Here is a 16,305-nt window from a genome sequence, read left to right on the forward strand (position 1 = left end):
CGCGGGCGTCGGGCCGGCCGGTCAGAGGACCCGGCGCAGCCACTCCTCGACGCCCGCGACGTGCACGGTGGCCCAGGAGCGGGCCAGGTCGGCCTGCCCGGAGGCGACCGCGTCCAGGATGGCGGCGTGCTGCTCCCGGGTCCTGGCGACGGCGCCCTCCTGGGTGAGGCCCCGCCACACCCGGGCGCGGGTGGTCGGGCCGGAGAGGCTGTCCAACAGCGACGTGAGCACGTTGTTGCCCGCGCAGACGGAGATCAGCCGGTGGAACTCCAGGTCGTTGGCGACGAGCTCGTCGATGGTCGGGTCGTCGCCGAGCCCGTCGAGGACGGCGCGCAGCGCGGAGATGTCCTCAGCGGTCGCCCGCTGCGCGGCCAGCGCGGTCGCCCCCGGTTCGAGGATCCGCCGGACCTCGAGGAACTCCAGCACGGTGTCGTCGCGGTGGAAGTCGACGACGAAGCTCAGCGCGTCGAGCAGCAGGGCCGGGTCCAGGCTCGTCACGTACGTGCCGTCGCCCTGGCGTACGTCGAGGACCCGGATGAGCGACAGGGCCTTGACGGCCTCGCGCAGCGAGTTGCGGGAGAGGCCGAGCCGTTCGGCCAGGTCGGGTTCGCGGGGCAGCCGGTCCCCGGGGCGCAACTCACCGGCGATGATCATCTGTTTGATCTTGTCGATCGCCTCGTCCGTGACAGCCACGTTCTCCTCCGCCCTCTTCGCACCGCAGAGTATGGGACCGCTCAGCGTCGGAGCCGGTAGGTCCGCGTGGCGGTGTCACCGAACACCGCCGACCGCTCCCGCTCGGTCAGCGGCGGCAACGCCTCGGAGAGCGCGGTGAGCACAGCCTGGTAGTCGGCGGCGAGCCGGCACACCGGCCAGTCGGACCCGAACATCAACCGGTCCGGGCCGAACCGGTCGACCGCCTCGGTCACGAACGGCCGCAGGTCGGCCACCCGCCACCGGTCCTGGTCCGCCTCGGTCACCAGCCCGGAGAGCTTCGCCGTGACGTTCGGCCGGGCGGCCAGCGCCGCGATCGGTGCCGCCCACTCGGCCAGCCCGGCGGCGCCGGCGCGGATCCGCGGCTTGCCCAGGTGGTCGAGGACGAACCGCAGCTCGGGAACGTCCCCGGCGGCCCGGGCCACGGCGGCGAGTTGGTCGACGCGGCACACCACGTCGAGGGCGAGCCCCGCGTCGGCGATGGCGCGCAGGCCACGCCGGACCGGCGGCCGGTCCAAGTAGTCCGGATCCGTCTCCGCCTGCAGCTGAGGGCGTACGCCGACGAGCAGGTCGCCGCCGGGCAGCCGCCGGTAGCCGGCGATCGTCTCGGCGAGCCCGGGGTCGGCCGGGTCCACCCAGGCCACCACCCCGGCGATCACGGTGCAGCGCCGCGCGTACCCGAGCAGGAGGCCTGCTTCGTCGGTGTCGCAGCGGCCGCCCTCCACGAGCACCGTCCGGTCGACGCCGGCGGCCGCCAGTTCCGGCTCCAGCTCCGCCGGACCGAACGAGCGCCGGATCGGGGCGAGTTCGGGCGCGTCCAGCCAGCGGTAGCCGTCCTCGACCCGCCAGAGGTGGTGGTGCGCGTCGACGATCACGCGGCCACCACCGGGGCCGTGGGCAGAGCGGCGTCCGGACGCAGCAGCCCCTCGGCGACCAGCTCCGCCCAGAACTCGCCGGGTGGAGGCTCCGCCGCCGCCAGCGCGACGTTGCGCCGGACCTGCTCCGGGTCGTGCGCGCCGACCACCACCGCGGCGACGGCCGGGTGCGCGGCGGCGAAGGCGAGCGCGGTGGCCGGCAGCGTCGTTCCGTGCCGGGCACAGACCGCGGCGATCGCCCGGGCCCGGGTGAGCACCCCGCCCGGCGCCTCGGCGTACTCGTAGGGCAGACCGGGGTGCGGATCGGGCACGGCGAGCAGTCCGCTGTTGAACACACCCGAGTTGAGCACCGAGACTCCGCGTCGCGCACACTCGGGCAGCAGCGTGTCGAGGGCGGGCTGCTCCAGCAGCGTGTACCGGCCGGCGACCATGACCGCGTCGATCTCGGTCTCGGTGACGAACCGGTGCAGCACCTGGGACTGCTTCGACCCGACGCCGATGGCGCCGACGACACCCTGGGTCCGCAGCTCGTGCAGCGCCGGATAGGCCTCTTCCAGGGCGGGCGCCTGGTGGTCCTCCGGGTCGTGGATCAGCGCGATGTCGATCCGGTCGAGGCCGAGCCGCAGGAGGCTCGCCTCCAGGGACCGGTGGATCCCGTCCGCCGTGAAGTCCCACACCCGCCGGTGGTCGGCCGGCACGTGGAAGCCCTCGGGGTCGCGCCGCTCGGAGCCGGACCGGTCCGGTACGAGCAGCCGACCCACCTTCGTGCTGACCGCGTACTCCTCGCGCGGCAAGGTGCGCAGCGCGTCGCCGAGCCGGCGCTCGGAGAGGCCGAGACCGTAGTGGGGTGCGGTGTCGAAGTAGCGGACGCCGCTGTCCCACGCCGCCCGGACGGTGGCGATCGCCTCCGCCTCGCCGATCGGCGTGTAGAGGTTGCCGAGCTGCGCGCAGCCCAGCCCGACCCGGCTCACGGTCACCCGGGACCGCCCCACCCGGCCCCCGGTCACGCCGTCGCTCCGCCCGGCGCGGCGGGCAGCGCCCAGACCAGGGGCAGCCCCGTGTCGGTGCCCGAGTAGTCGTCGGCCACGTCGAGCAGCGTCGCCATCCGGGCCTGCCACTCGATGTTCGCCGGGTGGTCCCGCAGCTCGTGCCGCATCCGCTGGTAGTCCTCGACCTCCACCAGGTGGAACAGGTCGAGTCCGTCCCGCCAGATCCACCAGCCGTGCACGCCGGCCGCGCGGATCGCGGTGGCCAGCTCCGCCGGTACGGTCGCGTGGACGTCGTCGTACTCGTCTTCGCGGCCCGGCTTGAGCCGGGTGTGCAGGGCGATCCGTCGCATCGGCGCTCCTTTCCGCTGCCGGTCGGGGCCGCCCACGGCGGCCGGGGCGATGAGCGTCAGTCCTGGGCCTTGCCGGAGGTGAGCCGGGCCAGGATCAGCGCGACCAGGATGATGGCGCCGTAGATGGCCTGGATCCACTGGGCGGAGACCCCGGCGAGGGTCAGGATGTTGTTGATCAGGCCGAGGACGATGACACCGCAGAGCGCGCCGAAGAGCGTCCCCTTGCCACCGTCGAGGCTGATCCCGCCGATCACCGCCGCAGCGAAGACCGTGAAGATCATGCCGTCGCCCTGCGCCGCGGCGACCGAGCCGAGCCGCCCGGTCATCAGCAGACCGGCGAGCGCCGCGAGCAGACCACCGATCATCAGGACCACCCAGACCACCCGGTCGGTACGGATGCCGGCGGCCCGGGCCGCGTCGGTGTTCCCGCCGATCGCGTAGACGGAGCGGCCGTGCCGGAAGTAGCCGAGCGCGACGATGCCGACAACGAAGAGGGTGCCGCTGATCCAGATGGAGGCCGGTACGCCGAGCCACACCGCGCTGCCCAGGTAGAGCACCGAGGGTGGGATGTCGAAGAGGTTCTGCCCACCGGTGATCCCGATCTGGAGGCCACGCAGCACGATCAGCATGCCCAGCGTCACGATGAACGCGGAGAGCTTGAACCGCAGGATCAGCAGCCCGTTGAACGCCCCGATCGCCAGCCCGGTGAGCAGGCAGAGGACGATGGCGAGGCCGGCCGGAAGCTCGGTGCCCAGCCCGTTGCTCGCCGCCGGGATGACCAGCGCGACGGCGAGCGCCGGAGCCAGACCGATCGTCGACTCTAGCGAGAGGTCGAACTTCCCGGCGATCAGGATGATCGCCTCGGCCAGTACGAGCAGCGCCAGCTCGGTCTGCTGTTGCAGCACGTTGGTGATGTTGGCGGAGCTGAGGAACACCGGATCGATGAGCGCGCCCACCACGACGAGCAGGAGGATCGCGGGGACGAGCGCGAAGTCCCGGAGCCGGGCCAGGGGTAACCGACCGCCACCGGGCCGGGTGCCGCCGCTCGTCGGTGGCTTGGCGATCGTCTCGGTGCCGGTCACTGCTGCTCCACTCCCTCCACTGCGGACACCAGGTCGGCGTCCGTCCAACCCCGGGGCACGTCCCGGATAACCTCTCCGTGGAACATCACCAGCACCCGGTCGCACGAGCGCAGGTCGTCCAGTTCGTCGGAGACGACCAGCACGCCGGCGCCTCCGGCCGCGGCCTCGTTGACCGCGCCGAGCAGGGACGCCTTGGACCGGACGTCCACGCCGGCGGTGGGGCTCACCATCACCAGCGCCTTCGGGTCGTTGGCGAGCGCGCGGGCCAGGACGACCTTCTGGGCGTTGCCGCCGGAGAGGTCGCTGACCGGCTGGCGCGGCCCGTCGGTCTTGATGTCGTACGTCCGGATCATCCGCTCGGCGGTGGCCTGTTGCCGCGCGGGGGCGATGATCCCGGCGGGGCCGAGCCGGCCGGCGATCGGCATGGTGGCGTTCTCGGCCACCGACAGCAGCGGCACGAGGCCCTCCCGGTGCCGGTCCTGCGGCAGGTAGCCGAGCCCGGCGGCGATCGCCGCGGGCACCTGGCCCGGCTTCGGGGTGCTGCCGGCGATGGTCACCGTTCCGGCGTCGGCCCGGCGCAGCCCCGCGATCGTCTCGGCGAGGGCCACCTTGCCGCTGCTGCCCGAGCCGATGAGCCCGACCAGCTCGCCGGCGCGCACCGTCAGGTCCACCCCGTCGTAGTAGCCGGCGAGGCGCAGGCCGCGTACGTCGAGGACCACCGGCGCGGTGGCCGGGACCGGTGGGCGGGAGACGCCCTCGGCGAGCGCTCGGCCCGTCTCGCCGGTCATCGCGGCGACCAGCTCGTCGCGGGAGAGCGCCTCGACGGGTTCGGTGAGGATGTGCCGCGCGTCGCGCAGCACGGTGACCCGCTGGCAGACCTCGTACACCTCCTGGAGGTGGTGCGAGATGAACAGGAAGGTGACGCCGCTCGACTGGAGTTCGCGCATCCGGTCGAAGAGCCGGTCGATGGCGGCGGCGTCGAGCTGCGCGGTCGGCTCGTCGAGGATGATGAACCGGGCGCCGAACGAGAGCGCTCGGGCGATCTCGACGAGCTGCCGCTGCTCCACGGTGAGCGAACCGGCGAGCGCGGCCGGGTCGACGTCGACGCCGTACCCGGCGAGCAGGTCGGCGGCGCGGCGGCGCAGACCGCGCCAGTCGATGAGGCCACGGCCGGACTGCCGGTTGAGGAAGAGGTTCTCCGCGACGGTCAGCGTGGGGATGATCGTGGACTTCTGGTAGACGCAGGCGACCCGCTGCCGCCAGGCGTCCCGGTCCGCGAGCGCCGGCGCCGGTGCGCCGTCGAACCGGATCTCGCCGCCGTCCGGCCGCTGGAGCCCGGTCAGGATCGACACCAGCGTGGACTTCCCGGCGCCGTTGCGTCCGACCAGCGCGTGGGTCTCCCCGGCGCGTACGGCGATGCCGGCGGAGTGCAGCGCCACGGTGGCCCCGTACCGCTTCGACACGTCGCGTGCCTCCGCGGCCGGGATCCCGGCCGCGGAGCCCGCGTTCTGTTCCTGGCTGGTCATCACTTGCCGATCTGGTTTCCCCAGAGCGCCGGGTCGTCGACGTTCTCCTTGGTGACCAGCGGCGCGGCGAGCTGGTCCTCCAGGCCGTTGCCGATGTCGATGATCGTGCTGTCGTGGTCGGTCGGACCGGCCTGGAAGGTCTTCCCCTCGGCCGCCGCCTTGGCGTAGTAGAGCGCCCACTTGGCGTAGAGGTCGGCGGGCTGGGAGACCGTGGCGTCGATCTCGCCCTTGCGGATCGCCTCGAACTCCTGCGGGATGCCGTCGTTGGAGACGATGAAGATGTGCTTCGGGTCGGTCGGCGGGACCAGCAGGTTCTTCGACCGCAGCACCTGCAGCGTCGGCGCCAGGAAGACCCCGCCCGCCTGCATGTAGACGCCCTTGATGTCCGGGTGCTGGGCGAGCCGGGTCTGGAGCGCGGCGGCCGCTTTGGCGCCCTCCCACTCGGTCGGCTCCTCGAAGATCGTGATCTCCGGGAACTTCGTCTTCATGCACTCCGCGAACGCCTCCGAGCGGTCCCGCCCGTTGATCGAGGAGAGCGAGCCCTGGAACTCGATCACCTTGCCCTTGCCGCCGAGCTTCTCGCCGAGGAACTCGCAGGCCTTCTGCCCGTACGCCCGGTTGTCGGCTCGCACCACCATGAAGACCTTGCCCTTGTCGGGGCGGGTGTCGACCGAGACCACCGGGATCTTGCGGGACTCCAGGGTGCCCAGGGTGGAGGCGATCGCCCCGGTGTCCTGCGGGGCCATCACGACCGCCTTGGCGCCCTGGCTCACCATCGCCTGCACGTTCGCCACGAGCTTCGAGACGTCGTTCTGCGAGTTGGTCGGGGACATCAGGTTGACGTCGTACTCGTCGGCGAACTGCGGGACGTACTTGGCGTACGAGTTCCAGAAGTCGGAGTCGGCGCGGGGCAGGTCGATGCCGATCTGCGGCCCCGATCCGGCCTGGTTCCCCGATCCGCCCGAGGACGAGTCACTACAGGCGACTGTGGTGAGGGCGAGGATCGCGCCGAGCGCGATCCCGATCGGGGTTCTGACGGTATGTCTCACGGTGCTCCTCCATCGGTGGATGCGGTGGGTTTCTCGGTGCACATCGGAGGTCCCGGTCGGCTCGGCGCGCCGGGGTCAGCCGGGTGGAGGTTCGGGACGCAGCCGCAGCCCGTGCATCCCGCCGTCCACGGCGAGCACGCTGCCGGTGGTCGCCGCGGCGAGCGGACCCGCCAGGTAGGCGATCGCGGCGGCCACCTCGTCCGCGCTCACGAGACGACCGGTGGGCTGCCGGGCCCGCAGCGCGGCGAGCTCGCCCGCCGGATCGTCGGCGGCGTCGAGCAGCCGACGTACCCAGGGGGTATCCACCGTCCCGGGGTTCACACAGTTGACCCGGATCCCCTCCCGCACGTGGTCGGCCGCCATCGCCATGGTGAGCGCCTGCACGGCACCCTTGCTGGCGCTGTAGAGCGCCCGTTGCGGCAGGCCCGCCGAGGCGGCGATGGAGCAGGTGTTCACGATCGCCGCGTGCGCCGAGGCGCGCAGGTGCGGCAGCGCGGCCCGGGTCACCCGGGCGATCCCGACCACGTTGACGTCGAGCACCCGGTGCCACTCCTCGTCGGAGTTCTCCTCGACGCTGCCGCGCGCGCCGATCCCGGCGTTGTTGACCAGTACGTCGATGCCGCCCAGCGCGTCCGCGGCGGCGGCGACCGCCGCCCGGACGCTGCCGTCGTCGCGCACGTCGGCGGCGAGCCCGAGCAGCGGAGAAGGCACGCTCTCCGCGTTCAGGTCGAGGCACGCCACCCGGGCGCCACGCTCGGCGAGCAGGGTCGCGGTCGCCAGGCCGATGCCGGACGCCCCGCCCGTCACCACCGCCGCCAGGCCGGCGAACTCGTTCCGGTCGGCGCTCACCGGGCCACCTCCGCTCCGGGCCGTCGCGGCGTCGCGGGTCCTCGAACCGGTTCCGGCTCGGCGGACGCCCCCGACCAGACGGGACCGTCCGGGTACGCGTAGTCGGCGAGCGTGCGGGGCCGGATGGTCGCGCTGAAGCCGGGCGCGGTCGGTGCGACGTACCGGCCGTCGCGGATCACCACCGGGTCGACGAAGTGCTCGTGCAGGTGGTCGACGTACTCGATGACCCGGTCGGTGAGCTCGCCGGAGACCGCCACGAAGTCGAACATGGACAGGTGTTGCACCAGCTCGCAGAGCCCCACCCCGCCGGCGTGCGGGCAGACCGGCACGCCGAACTTCGCAGCCAGCAGCAGGATCGCGAGGTTCTCGTTGACGCCCGCGACACGGGTCGCGTCGATCTGCACGTACGAGACCGCGTCGAGCTGGAGCAGCTGCTTGAAGAGCACCCGGTTGGCGATGTGCTCGCCGGTGGCGACCCGCATCGGGGCCAGCTCCCGGGCGATCGTGGCGTGCCCGAGCACGTCGTCGGGGCTCGTCGGCTCCTCGATCCAGTGCGGGTCGAAGCGGGCCAGCTCGCGCATCCAGGTGATGGCCGTCGGCACGTCCCAGCGCTGGTTGGCGTCGACCGCGATGGGGAAGTCCGGCCCGCACGCCTGCCGGGCGATGGTCATCCGCCGGATGTCGTCGGCGAGGTCGGCGCCGACCTTCAGCTTGATCTGGCCGAACCCGTCGGCGACCGCCTCCTTGCAGAGCCGGCGCAGCTTGTCGTCGTCGTAGCCGAGCCAGCCGGGTGAGGTGGTGTACGCGGGAAAGCCGGAGCGCAGCAGGTGTTCCTCGCGCTCGGCCCGGCCCGGCTGCGCCGCCCGCAGGATCCGCAGCGCCTCGTCCCGGGTGAGCGCGTCGTCGAGGTAGCGGAAGTCCACGAGGTCGACGAGCTCCTCCGGGCTCAGCCGGCTCAGCAGCCGCCACAGCGGCAGCCCCTCCCGTTTGGCCCGCAGGTCCCACAGCGCGTTGACGACCGCCGCGATCGCCATGTGCATGACGCCCTTCTCCGGGCCCAGCCACCGCAGCTGCGAGTCGTGCACGAGTTCCCGCCAGAAGCCACCGAGGTCGGCGAGGATCGTCGCCACCGGTCGGCCCACCAGGTACGGGCGCAGCGACGCGATGGCGGCGGCCTGGACGTCGTTGCCGCGTCCGATGGTGAAGGCGAACCCGTGCCCCTCGTGGCCGTCGCCGGAGTCGGTGCGCAGCACCACGTACGCGGCCGAGTAGTCCGGGTCGGGGTTCATGGCGTCGGAGCCGTCCAGCGCCCGCGAGGTCGGGAAGCGGATGTCGGAGATGTCCAGCTCGGTGAAGATCATGCCTGGGCCACCACCTGACGCTGCCGGCCCAGCCCGTCGATCTCCACCTCGACGACGTCACCCGCCGTCAGGTACGGCTTCGGGTCCGGCTGACCGAGGGCGACCCCGGCGGGCGTTCCGGTGTTGATGACGTCCCCCGGGTGCAGCACCATGAAGTGGCTCAGGTAGCGGACGATCTCGGCCACCGGGAAGACCATGTCCTTCGTGCTGCCGTCCTGCCGGGGCGTGCCGTTGACCCAGAGGCGCAGCCGCAGGTCCTGCGGGTCCGGGACCTCGTCGGCGGTCACCAGGAGGGGGCCGAACGGGTTGAAGGTCTCGCAGGACTTGCCCTTGTCCCACTGGCCGCCGCGCTCGAGCTGGAACTCCCGCTCGGAGACGTCGTTGGCGATGGCGTACCCGGCGACGCAGGCCAGCGCCGCCTCGGTGTCGGCGAGGTAGCGTGCCGGCCGGCCGATGACGACCGCGAGCTCGACCTCCCAGTCCGTCTTGGTGCTGCCCCGGGGGATCAGGACGGGATCGTCGGGGCCGACGACGGTGTCGGGCGCCTTCAGGAACACCACCGGTTCGGCGGGCAGTGGCGCGCCGGTCTCGGCGGCGTGGTCCCGGTAGTTCAGCCCGATGCAGACGATCTTGCCGGGGTGCAGCGGCGGCCCCACTCGCAGGCCGGTGCGGTCCAGCACCGGCAGCTCGTCCACCGCGATCGAGGAGAGCCGGGAGAGCCCGTCGTCCGCCAGGAAGGCGGCGTCGAGGTCGTCGATCACCCCACGGAGGTCGCGTATCCGTCCGGTCTCGTCCAGCAGCGCCGGGGTTTCCCGACCCGGCGCACCCACCCGCAACAACCTCACGCGTCGCTCCCCAGTACCAGTGCAGCAAGACATCCGATGTCTATCAGTGACTGGGGCGCTTCACAAGACCGTGTCATCGACGAAGACCGTCCTGATAGTACGGAACGGGTAGCTAACTCCCGCTTGTCGCACTGTCGAAGGGCTGTGTGCCGACGTTTATCGATGAGGTCAAGTGCTTGTTGTGCCGGGCCGTCCTTTGTAGCCTCGGCGTGAAACATCCGAGGTGCCACCGTGCGCGGCCCTCGTGGCGGCGCAGCCGCGTCAGGAACCATCCCCGGCCCCTCGGACGATCCGGAGGCAACTCATGGACGACCTCTCCCGGTGGCGGCTCCCGCTCCGGTCGACGGCGACCGCGCTCCTGGCCGTGCTGGTCGCGGCGCTGCCCGTCGGGTCGACGCCGTCCGGTGCGGCCACCACGGGCGCCCCCACCTCGAGCGCCGCCACCGCGGACGCCGGTGATCCACTCACCCTCTGGTACGACGAGCCGGCCACCGACTGGGAGACCCAGGCGCTGCCGATCGGCAACGGCGCCCTCGGCGGCATGGTCTTCGGCCGGGTGGCGACCGAGACGGTGCAGTTCAACGAGAAGACGCTCTGGACCGGTGGACCGGGTTCGGCCGCCGGCTACAACTTCGGCAACTGGACCTCGCCGCGCCCCGGCGCCATCGAGGAGGTGCAGCGGCTGATCAACGAACGCGGCCGACTCAGCCCGGAGGAGGTGGCGAGCCGGCTCGGCCAGCCGAAGAGCGGGTTCGGCTCGTACAACACCTTCGGTGACCTGTCGCTGCGGCTCACCGAGGACCCCGGACCGGTCCAGGAGTACCGCCGGGAGTTGAACATCGGCCGCGCCGTCGCGAAGGTCTCCTACCTCGACGACGGGGTGCGCTACACCCGGGAGTACTTCGCCAGCTACCCGGACCGGGTCCTCGTCGTGCGGATCAGCGCCGACCAGCCGGGCCGGATCGGCTTCACCGCCGGCGTCACCGCGCCGAACAACCGGTCCCGGGCGGTCACCGCGAGCGGCGGCCGCATCACCTTCGCCGGCGCGCTCAACGACAACAAGCTGCGGTTCGAGTCGCAGATCCAGGTGACCGCGCAGGGCGGCGCGGTGACCGACGGCGCCGACGGCACCGTCACCGTGCGCGAGGCGGACGAGGCGACGCTGATCCTGGCCGCCGGCACCGACTACGCCCCGACCTACCCCCGCTACCGGGGCGCCGACCCGCACCCGGCGGTCACCGCCACCGTGGACGCGGCGACGCGCAAGACGTACGCCGAGCTGCTCGCCGCGCACACCGCCGACCATCGCGCCCTCTTCGACCGGGCCCGGCTCGACATCGGCCAGGCGATGCCCGATGTGCCGACCGACGAGCTGCTGCGCGGCTACACCGGCGGCCCGTCCCCGGCCGACCGGGCCCTGGAGGCGCTCTTCTTCCAGTACGGCCGCTACCTGCTGATCGCGTCGTCGCGGGCCGGTTCGCTGCCGGCGAACCTGCAGGGCGTCTGGAACAACTCCACCAGCCCACCCTGGGACGCCGACTACCACGTCAACATCAACCTCCAGATGAACTACTGGCCGGCCGAGCTCACCAACCTCTCCGAGACCACCGCGCCGCTCTTCGACTACGTCGACTTGATGGTGCCGCCGGGGCAGGTGACCGCCCGGGAGATCTACGGAAACCGGGGCTGGGTGGTGAACAACGAGACCAACATCTACGGGTTCACCGGGCTGCACAACTGGGCCTCCTCGTTCTGGTTCCCGGAGGCCGGGGCGTGGCTCGCCCAGCACTACTGGCAGCACTACCAGTTCACCCGGGACCAGCGGTTCCTGAGAGAGCGCGCGTACCCGGTCATGAAGCAGCTCGCGCAGTTCTGGCTCGACGAACTCGTCGTCGACCCGCGCGACGGCAAGCTCGTCGTCTCCCCGAGCTACTCCCCGGAGCAGGGCGACTTCACCGCGGGCGCCTCGATGTCCCAGCAGATCGTCTGGGACCTCTTCACCAACACCGTCGAGGCCGCCGGGATCATCGGCGGCGACAACGCGTTCCGCAAGGAGCTACGGGCCGCGCTCGCCGACCTCGACCCGGGGATCCGGGTCGGCTCGTGGGGCCAGCTGCAGGAGTGGAAGGAGGACCTGGACGACCCGCGGAACGAGCACCGGCACGTCTCCCACCTGTTCGCCCTCCACCCCGGCGCCCAGATCACCGCGCTGGACGACCCGGAGCTGGCCGAGGCGGCCCGGGTCTCGCTCACCGCGCGAGGCGACGGCGGCACCGGCTGGAGCAAGGCGTGGAAGATCAATTTCTGGGCCCGCCTCCTCGACGGCGACCACGCGCACAAGATGCTCACCGAACAGCTGCGACAGAGCACCCTGCCCAACCTCTGGGACACCCACCCGCCGTTCCAGATCGACGGCAACTTCGGCGCCACCTCCGGCGTCGCGGAGATGCTGCTGCAGAGCCAGAGCGGTGAGGTCCAGGTCCTGCCGGCGCTGCCGAGCGCCTGGCCGAACGGCTCCGTGAGCGGGCTGCGTGCCCGCGGCGACCTCACCGTCGACACGACGTGGTCGGCCGGCGCGGCGACCGAGATCGCGGTCACCGCCGGACGCGCCGGGGAGGTGCGCCTGCGCAGCCCGCTCTTCGCCGGCCCGTTCCGGATGGTGGACGCCACGACCGGCAAGCGGGTCGACGTCGAGGCCCGCGGTGAGCGGCTCACCTTTCCGGCCAAGGCCGGACACCGCTACGTCGCCACCGCCGGCGTCGCCTTCACCGTCGACGCCCCGTCGACGCTCGAGGCCGACCGGTCGGGGACGGTCTCGGTGACGGTCGCCGCCGCGCAGAACCTCCCGCCGTCCCGCCTGACGCTGGCGCTGCCGGCCGGCTGGAGCGCGCGACCCGCCCGGTTCGAGGTGCCGCGCCTGCGCTCCGGCGACTCCCAGGTCTACCGGTTCACGGTCACGCCGACCCGGGAGGCCGCGCCGGGCCGTAACCGGATCGAGGCGCGACTGGTCACCGAGGACTGGCGGGCCTCCGGCTGGACGGCCATCGCGCTGCCCGTGCCGCCGCCCTGCGCCCGGCCGGCCCCGGACCAGCCGCTCGTCGCCTGGGATCCGGAGAGCGGCGACACCGTGCCCGACCGGTCACCGAACGGGCGCACGGCCACGGTGCAGACCGGTGCCGCGTACGTCGCCGACGGGCCCACCGGCACGGCGCTGGCCCTCGACGGCGCCCGCTACCTCCGGACCGCCCCCACCACGCTGGGCTACCTGGAGACCGCCACCTTCGCCGCAGAGGTCAAGGTGACCACGAGCGGCGGCTACCGGCGGCTCTTCGACTTCCAGCCCGGCGGCGACCCCGGCACCGACGGCGTGCTGATCGACCTCACCCCCGACAACCGGGTGCGGTTCATCGGCTCCGGCACCGGCGTGACCAGCAACGCCGTGCTGCCCGTCGGCCGGTACGTCGACCTGGTGGTCACCATGGACGACGCCGGCACCGTCACCGTCTACCTCGACGGCCGCGCGGCCGGAACAGTCAAGGTCCCGGACGGCGGCATCGTCGGCTGCGTCACCCGGGAGCTGCGGTTCGCCGCCGACCAGGACGGCGGGCAGCGCCTCACCGGCGAGATCGACCGGGTGGCCATCCTGCCCGAGGCGCTTCCGGCCGACCAGATCACCACCTGGCAGAGCCGTGCCTTCGGCTGACACCGCCCGGATCGGGCTCGCCCACCGTCCCCGCCGGCGGCCCGCCCGGCCGTTGCGTGACGCCGGCCGAGCTGATCGAATGACCGAGGCCGGTGCGGATCGGGCCGACCAGAACCCGAGAGGCGGGTGACGATGCGGGTCGCGCTCTTCGTGACGTGCCTGGCGGACACGCTCTTCCCGGCCGCCGCCGAGGCGACCGTGCGGCTGCTGGAACGCCTCGGCCATCAGGTCGTCTTCCCGCCGGAGCAGACCTGCTGCGGGCAGATGCACGTCAACACCGGCTACTCGGCGCAGGCCCTGCCGCTGGTCCGCCGCCACGTACGCGCCTTCGAGCCGTACGACGTGGTGGTCGCCCCGTCGGGCTCCTGCGTCGGATCGGTACGGCACCAGCACGCCTCGGTGGCCCGCAACGCCGGCGACGAGCGGCTGGCCTCGCGCGCCGAGGCGGTCTCGGAACGCACCTACGAGCTGTCGGAGTTCCTGGTGGACGCGCTCGGGGTGACCGACGTGGGCGCGTACTATCCGCACCGGGTCACGTACCACCCGACCTGCCACTCGCTGCGCCTGCTGCGGGTGGGGGACCGGCCGCTGCGGCTGCTGCGGGAGGTCCGCGGCCTCGACCTCGTCGAGCTGCCACAGGCGGAGCAGTGCTGCGGCTTCGGCGGCACCTTCGCCGTGAAGAACGCCGACACCTCCACCGCGATGCTCGCGGACAAGCTGCGCCACGTCCAGTCCACCGGCGCCGACGTCTGCACGGCCGGCGACGCCTCCTGCCTGATGCACATCGGCGGGGGACTGGCCCGGCTACGCACCGGCGTACGCACCGTGCACCTGGCGGAGATCCTCGCCGCGACCGAGCGCAGCGGCAGCATCGGCCGGACGGCGGTGCGGGCATGAGGCGTACCTTCCTCGGCATGCCGGCGACCGCGCCGCGCGGAGTCGGGCACCTGCGCGGCGAGGAGCCCTTTCCGGCCGCTGCCCGGCGCGGCCTCGCCGACCCCCAGCTGCGGCGCAACCTGGGCCACGCCACCACCACCATCCGCGCGAAGTCCGGCGCGGTCATCGGCGAACTGCCCGACTGGCAGGCCCTGCGCGAGGCCGGGGCGGCGATCAAGACGGACGTCCTGGCCCGCCTGCCGGAGCTGCTGGAACAGTTGGAGGTCGCGGTCACCGCGGCCGGCGGCATCGTGCACTGGGCGGCGGACGCGGTGGAGGCGAACCGGATCGTCACCGAACTGGTCGCCGCGACCGGCAGCGACCGGGTCATCAAGGTGAAGTCCATGGCGACCCAGGAGATCGGCCTCAACGAGGCGCTCGAAGCGGCCGGGATCAGCGCCGTGGAGACCGACCTCGCCGAACTCATCGTGCAGCTCGGGGAGGACCGGCCGAGCCACATCCTGGTGCCGGCCATCCACCGCAACCGGGCCGAGATCCGCGAGATCTTCCTGCAGGCCATGCCGGGCGTCGACCCGTCGCTCACCGACGATCCGCCCGCGCTCGCCGCCGCCGCCCGCCGCTTCCTGCGCGAGACGTTCCTGACCACGCGGGTCGCCGTCTCCGGCGCCAACTTCGCCGTGGCGGAGACCGGCACCCTCGCCGTCGTGGAGTCCGAGGGCAACGGGCGGATGTGCCTCACCCTGCCCGAGACGCTGATCACCGTGATGGGCGTCGAGAAGGTGGTGCCGACCTGGCGGGACCTGGAGGTCTTCCTGCAGCTGCTGCCCCGCTCGTCCACCGGGGAGCGGATGAACCCGTACACCTCGATGTGGAGCGGTGTCACCCCCGGCGACGGGCCGCAGGCGTTCCACCTGGTGCTGCTCGACAACGGCCGCAGCGCCGTACTGGCCGACGAGGTGGGCCGGCAGGCGCTGCGCTGCATCCGCTGCTCCGCGTGCCTCAACGTCTGCCCGGTCTACGAGCGTGCCGGCGGGCACGCGTACGGGTCGGTCTATCCGGGGCCGATCGGCGCGGTGCTCTCGCCACAGCTCACCGGCGTCGAGGAGAACGCCTCGTTGCCGTACGCCTCGACGCTCTGCGGCGCCTGCTACGACGCCTGCCCCGTGAAGATCAACATTCCGGAGCTGCTGGTGCACCTGCGCGACCGGGCGCCACACCCGAAGGCCGAAGCCGCGGCGATGGCCGCGGCCGCGTACGTCATGGACCGGCCGGCGCTCTACGCGGCGGCGCAGCGGGCGGCGCGGCTCAGCCGGTTCGCCGGCCGCCGTGGTCGTGGGCTGCCCCCACCGCTCTCCGGCTGGACCATCGGCCGGGACCTGCCGCAACCGCCGGAGCACACGTTCCGCGAGTGGTGGGCGCAGCGGTGAGCGGCCGGGAGGAGGTCCTCGCCCGCCTGCGCGCCGCCCGCGGCGCCCCGCCGCGGGTACCGGCCGAGGCACCGCGCGACTACCGGCCGGCGGGCGGCGACGCCGACCTCGACCTGCTGGTGGACCGGCTCACCGACTACCGGGCGACCGTGCACCGCTGCGCCGAGCCCGAGGTGGCTGAAGTCGTCGACGCCGTCCTCGGTGGCCGGCGGGTCGTGGTCCCGCGGGGGCTGCCCGAACGGTGGCTGCCCGCGTCGGTCACGGCCGTGACCGACGACGACCTCAGCACCGCGGAGGTCGCCGCCGCCGACGGCGTGGTCACCGCGGCGGCCGTGGCGGTCGCCGAGACCGGCACGATCGTCCTGGACGGCACCCCCGACCAGGGTCGGCGGGTCATCACCCTCCTGCCCGACGTGCACATCTGCGTGCTGCGGAGCGAGCAGGTGGTGGCGGGGGTGCCGGACGCGGTGGCCCGGCTCGACCCGCGACGCCCACTCACCTGGATCAGCGGGCCCTCCGCCACCAGCGACATCGAGTTGAACCGGGTCGAGGGCGTGCACGGCCCCCGGAACCTGCACGTGGTCCTCCTGACGTCCTGACGTCGGCACCCGCTGCTCACCGGGCACCGACGCCCCGCCCGA

At 72.8% G+C, this 16,305-nt stretch carries 14 protein-coding genes; 4 read left to right on the plus strand and 10 right to left on the minus strand.

Annotated features, from left to right (window positions below):
* Positions 1 to 21: 21 nt before the first annotated feature.
* From D7044_RS18615 to D7044_RS18660, 10 genes are all read right to left on the minus strand, one after another.
* Entirely contained in the window at positions 22 to 693 is a 672-nt protein-coding gene (locus tag D7044_RS18615; protein ID WP_120689674.1) for a FadR/GntR family transcriptional regulator, read from the minus strand.
* A gap of 41 nt (positions 694 to 734) precedes the next feature.
* Entirely contained in the window at positions 735 to 1,586 is an 852-nt protein-coding gene (locus D7044_RS18620; RefSeq protein WP_120674815.1) for an amidohydrolase family protein, read from the minus strand.
* On the minus strand, positions 1,583 to 2,593 hold the full coding sequence (locus tag D7044_RS18625) for an aldo/keto reductase (protein ID WP_120674817.1): 1,011 nt from the start codon (positions 2,591 to 2,593) through the stop codon (positions 1,583 to 1,585). Before D7044_RS18625 ends, D7044_RS18620 begins: the two co-directional genes overlap by 4 nt.
* The gene (locus tag D7044_RS18630; protein WP_120689675.1) at positions 2,590 to 2,925 is read right to left on the minus strand and encodes an L-rhamnose mutarotase; all 336 of its coding nucleotides are present in this window, start codon (positions 2,923 to 2,925) and stop codon (positions 2,590 to 2,592) included. The genes D7044_RS18625 and D7044_RS18630 overlap by 4 nt, the downstream gene beginning before the upstream one ends.
* Positions 2,926 to 2,981: 56 nt before the next feature.
* Positions 2,982 to 4,007: an ABC transporter permease gene (locus D7044_RS18635; protein ID WP_187398628.1), complete on the minus strand. Its 1,026-nt coding sequence runs from the start codon at positions 4,005 to 4,007 to the stop codon at positions 2,982 to 2,984.
* Positions 4,004 to 5,533 (minus strand): sugar ABC transporter ATP-binding protein, encoded by a 1,530-nt coding sequence (locus D7044_RS18640; protein WP_120689676.1) that lies wholly within the window; start codon positions 5,531 to 5,533, stop codon positions 4,004 to 4,006. The genes D7044_RS18635 and D7044_RS18640 overlap by 4 nt, the downstream gene beginning before the upstream one ends.
* Complete coding sequence (locus D7044_RS18645; RefSeq protein WP_120674823.1) at positions 5,533 to 6,582, minus strand: sugar ABC transporter substrate-binding protein; 1,050 nt, start codon at positions 6,580 to 6,582, stop codon at positions 5,533 to 5,535. The genes D7044_RS18640 and D7044_RS18645 overlap by 1 nt, the downstream gene beginning before the upstream one ends.
* Positions 6,583 to 6,657: 75 nt before the next feature.
* The gene (locus D7044_RS18650; protein ID WP_120689677.1) at positions 6,658 to 7,431 is read right to left on the minus strand and encodes an SDR family NAD(P)-dependent oxidoreductase; all 774 of its coding nucleotides are present in this window, start codon (positions 7,429 to 7,431) and stop codon (positions 6,658 to 6,660) included.
* Complete coding sequence (locus tag D7044_RS18655) at positions 7,428 to 8,792, minus strand: L-fuconate dehydratase (RefSeq protein ID WP_120689678.1); 1,365 nt, start codon at positions 8,790 to 8,792, stop codon at positions 7,428 to 7,430. Before D7044_RS18655 ends, D7044_RS18650 begins: the two co-directional genes overlap by 4 nt.
* Positions 8,789 to 9,637, minus strand: coding sequence for a fumarylacetoacetate hydrolase family protein (locus D7044_RS18660; protein ID WP_120674830.1), 849 nt, complete (start codon positions 9,635 to 9,637; stop codon positions 8,789 to 8,791). Before D7044_RS18660 ends, D7044_RS18655 begins: the two co-directional genes overlap by 4 nt.
* Positions 9,638 to 9,941: 304 nt before the next feature.
* Here D7044_RS18660 and D7044_RS18665 point away from each other — a divergent pair, with 304 nt between their 5' ends.
* From D7044_RS18665 to D7044_RS18680, 4 genes are all read left to right on the plus strand, one after another.
* Positions 9,942 to 13,340, plus strand: a complete 3,399-nt coding sequence (locus D7044_RS18665; protein WP_120689679.1) for a glycosyl hydrolase family 95 catalytic domain-containing protein — start codon at positions 9,942 to 9,944, stop codon at positions 13,338 to 13,340.
* 132 nt (positions 13,341 to 13,472) lie between these two features.
* Positions 13,473 to 14,237: a (Fe-S)-binding protein gene (locus D7044_RS18670; RefSeq protein WP_120689840.1), complete on the plus strand. Its 765-nt coding sequence runs from the start codon at positions 13,473 to 13,475 to the stop codon at positions 14,235 to 14,237.
* Positions 14,234 to 15,664, plus strand: coding sequence for a lactate utilization protein B (locus D7044_RS18675; protein ID WP_120674834.1), 1,431 nt, complete (start codon positions 14,234 to 14,236; stop codon positions 15,662 to 15,664). Before D7044_RS18670 ends, D7044_RS18675 begins: the two co-directional genes overlap by 4 nt.
* Positions 15,661 to 16,263: a LutC/YkgG family protein gene (locus tag D7044_RS18680; protein ID WP_120689841.1), complete on the plus strand. Its 603-nt coding sequence runs from the start codon at positions 15,661 to 15,663 to the stop codon at positions 16,261 to 16,263. The genes D7044_RS18675 and D7044_RS18680 overlap by 4 nt, the downstream gene beginning before the upstream one ends.
* The last annotated feature ends 42 nt before the right edge of the window (positions 16,264 to 16,305 follow it).

It is taken from the genome of Micromonospora musae (assembly GCF_003626635.1).
Taxonomy (GTDB): Bacteria; Actinomycetota; Actinomycetes; order Mycobacteriales; family Micromonosporaceae; genus Micromonospora; species Micromonospora musae.

Bases quoted from the DNA above. Each gene is read 5' to 3' on its own strand.
- D7044_RS18630 (WP_120689675.1), bottom strand. From the start codon at position 2,925: ATGCGACGGATCGCCCTGCACACCCGGCTCAAGCCGGGCCGCGAAGAC.
- D7044_RS18640 (WP_120689676.1), bottom strand. From the start codon at position 5,533: ATGACCAGCCAGGAACAGAACGCGGGCTCCGCGGCCGGGATCCCGGCC.
- D7044_RS18655 (WP_120689678.1), bottom strand. From the start codon at position 8,792: ATGATCTTCACCGAGCTGGACATCTCCGACATCCGCTTCCCGACCTCG.
- D7044_RS18665 (WP_120689679.1), top strand. From the start codon at position 9,942: ATGGACGACCTCTCCCGGTGGCGGCTCCCGCTCCGGTCGACGGCGACC.
- D7044_RS18670 (WP_120689840.1), top strand. From the start codon at position 13,473: ATGCGGGTCGCGCTCTTCGTGACGTGCCTGGCGGACACGCTCTTCCCG.
- D7044_RS18675 (WP_120674834.1), top strand. From the start codon at position 14,234: ATGAGGCGTACCTTCCTCGGCATGCCGGCGACCGCGCCGCGCGGAGTC.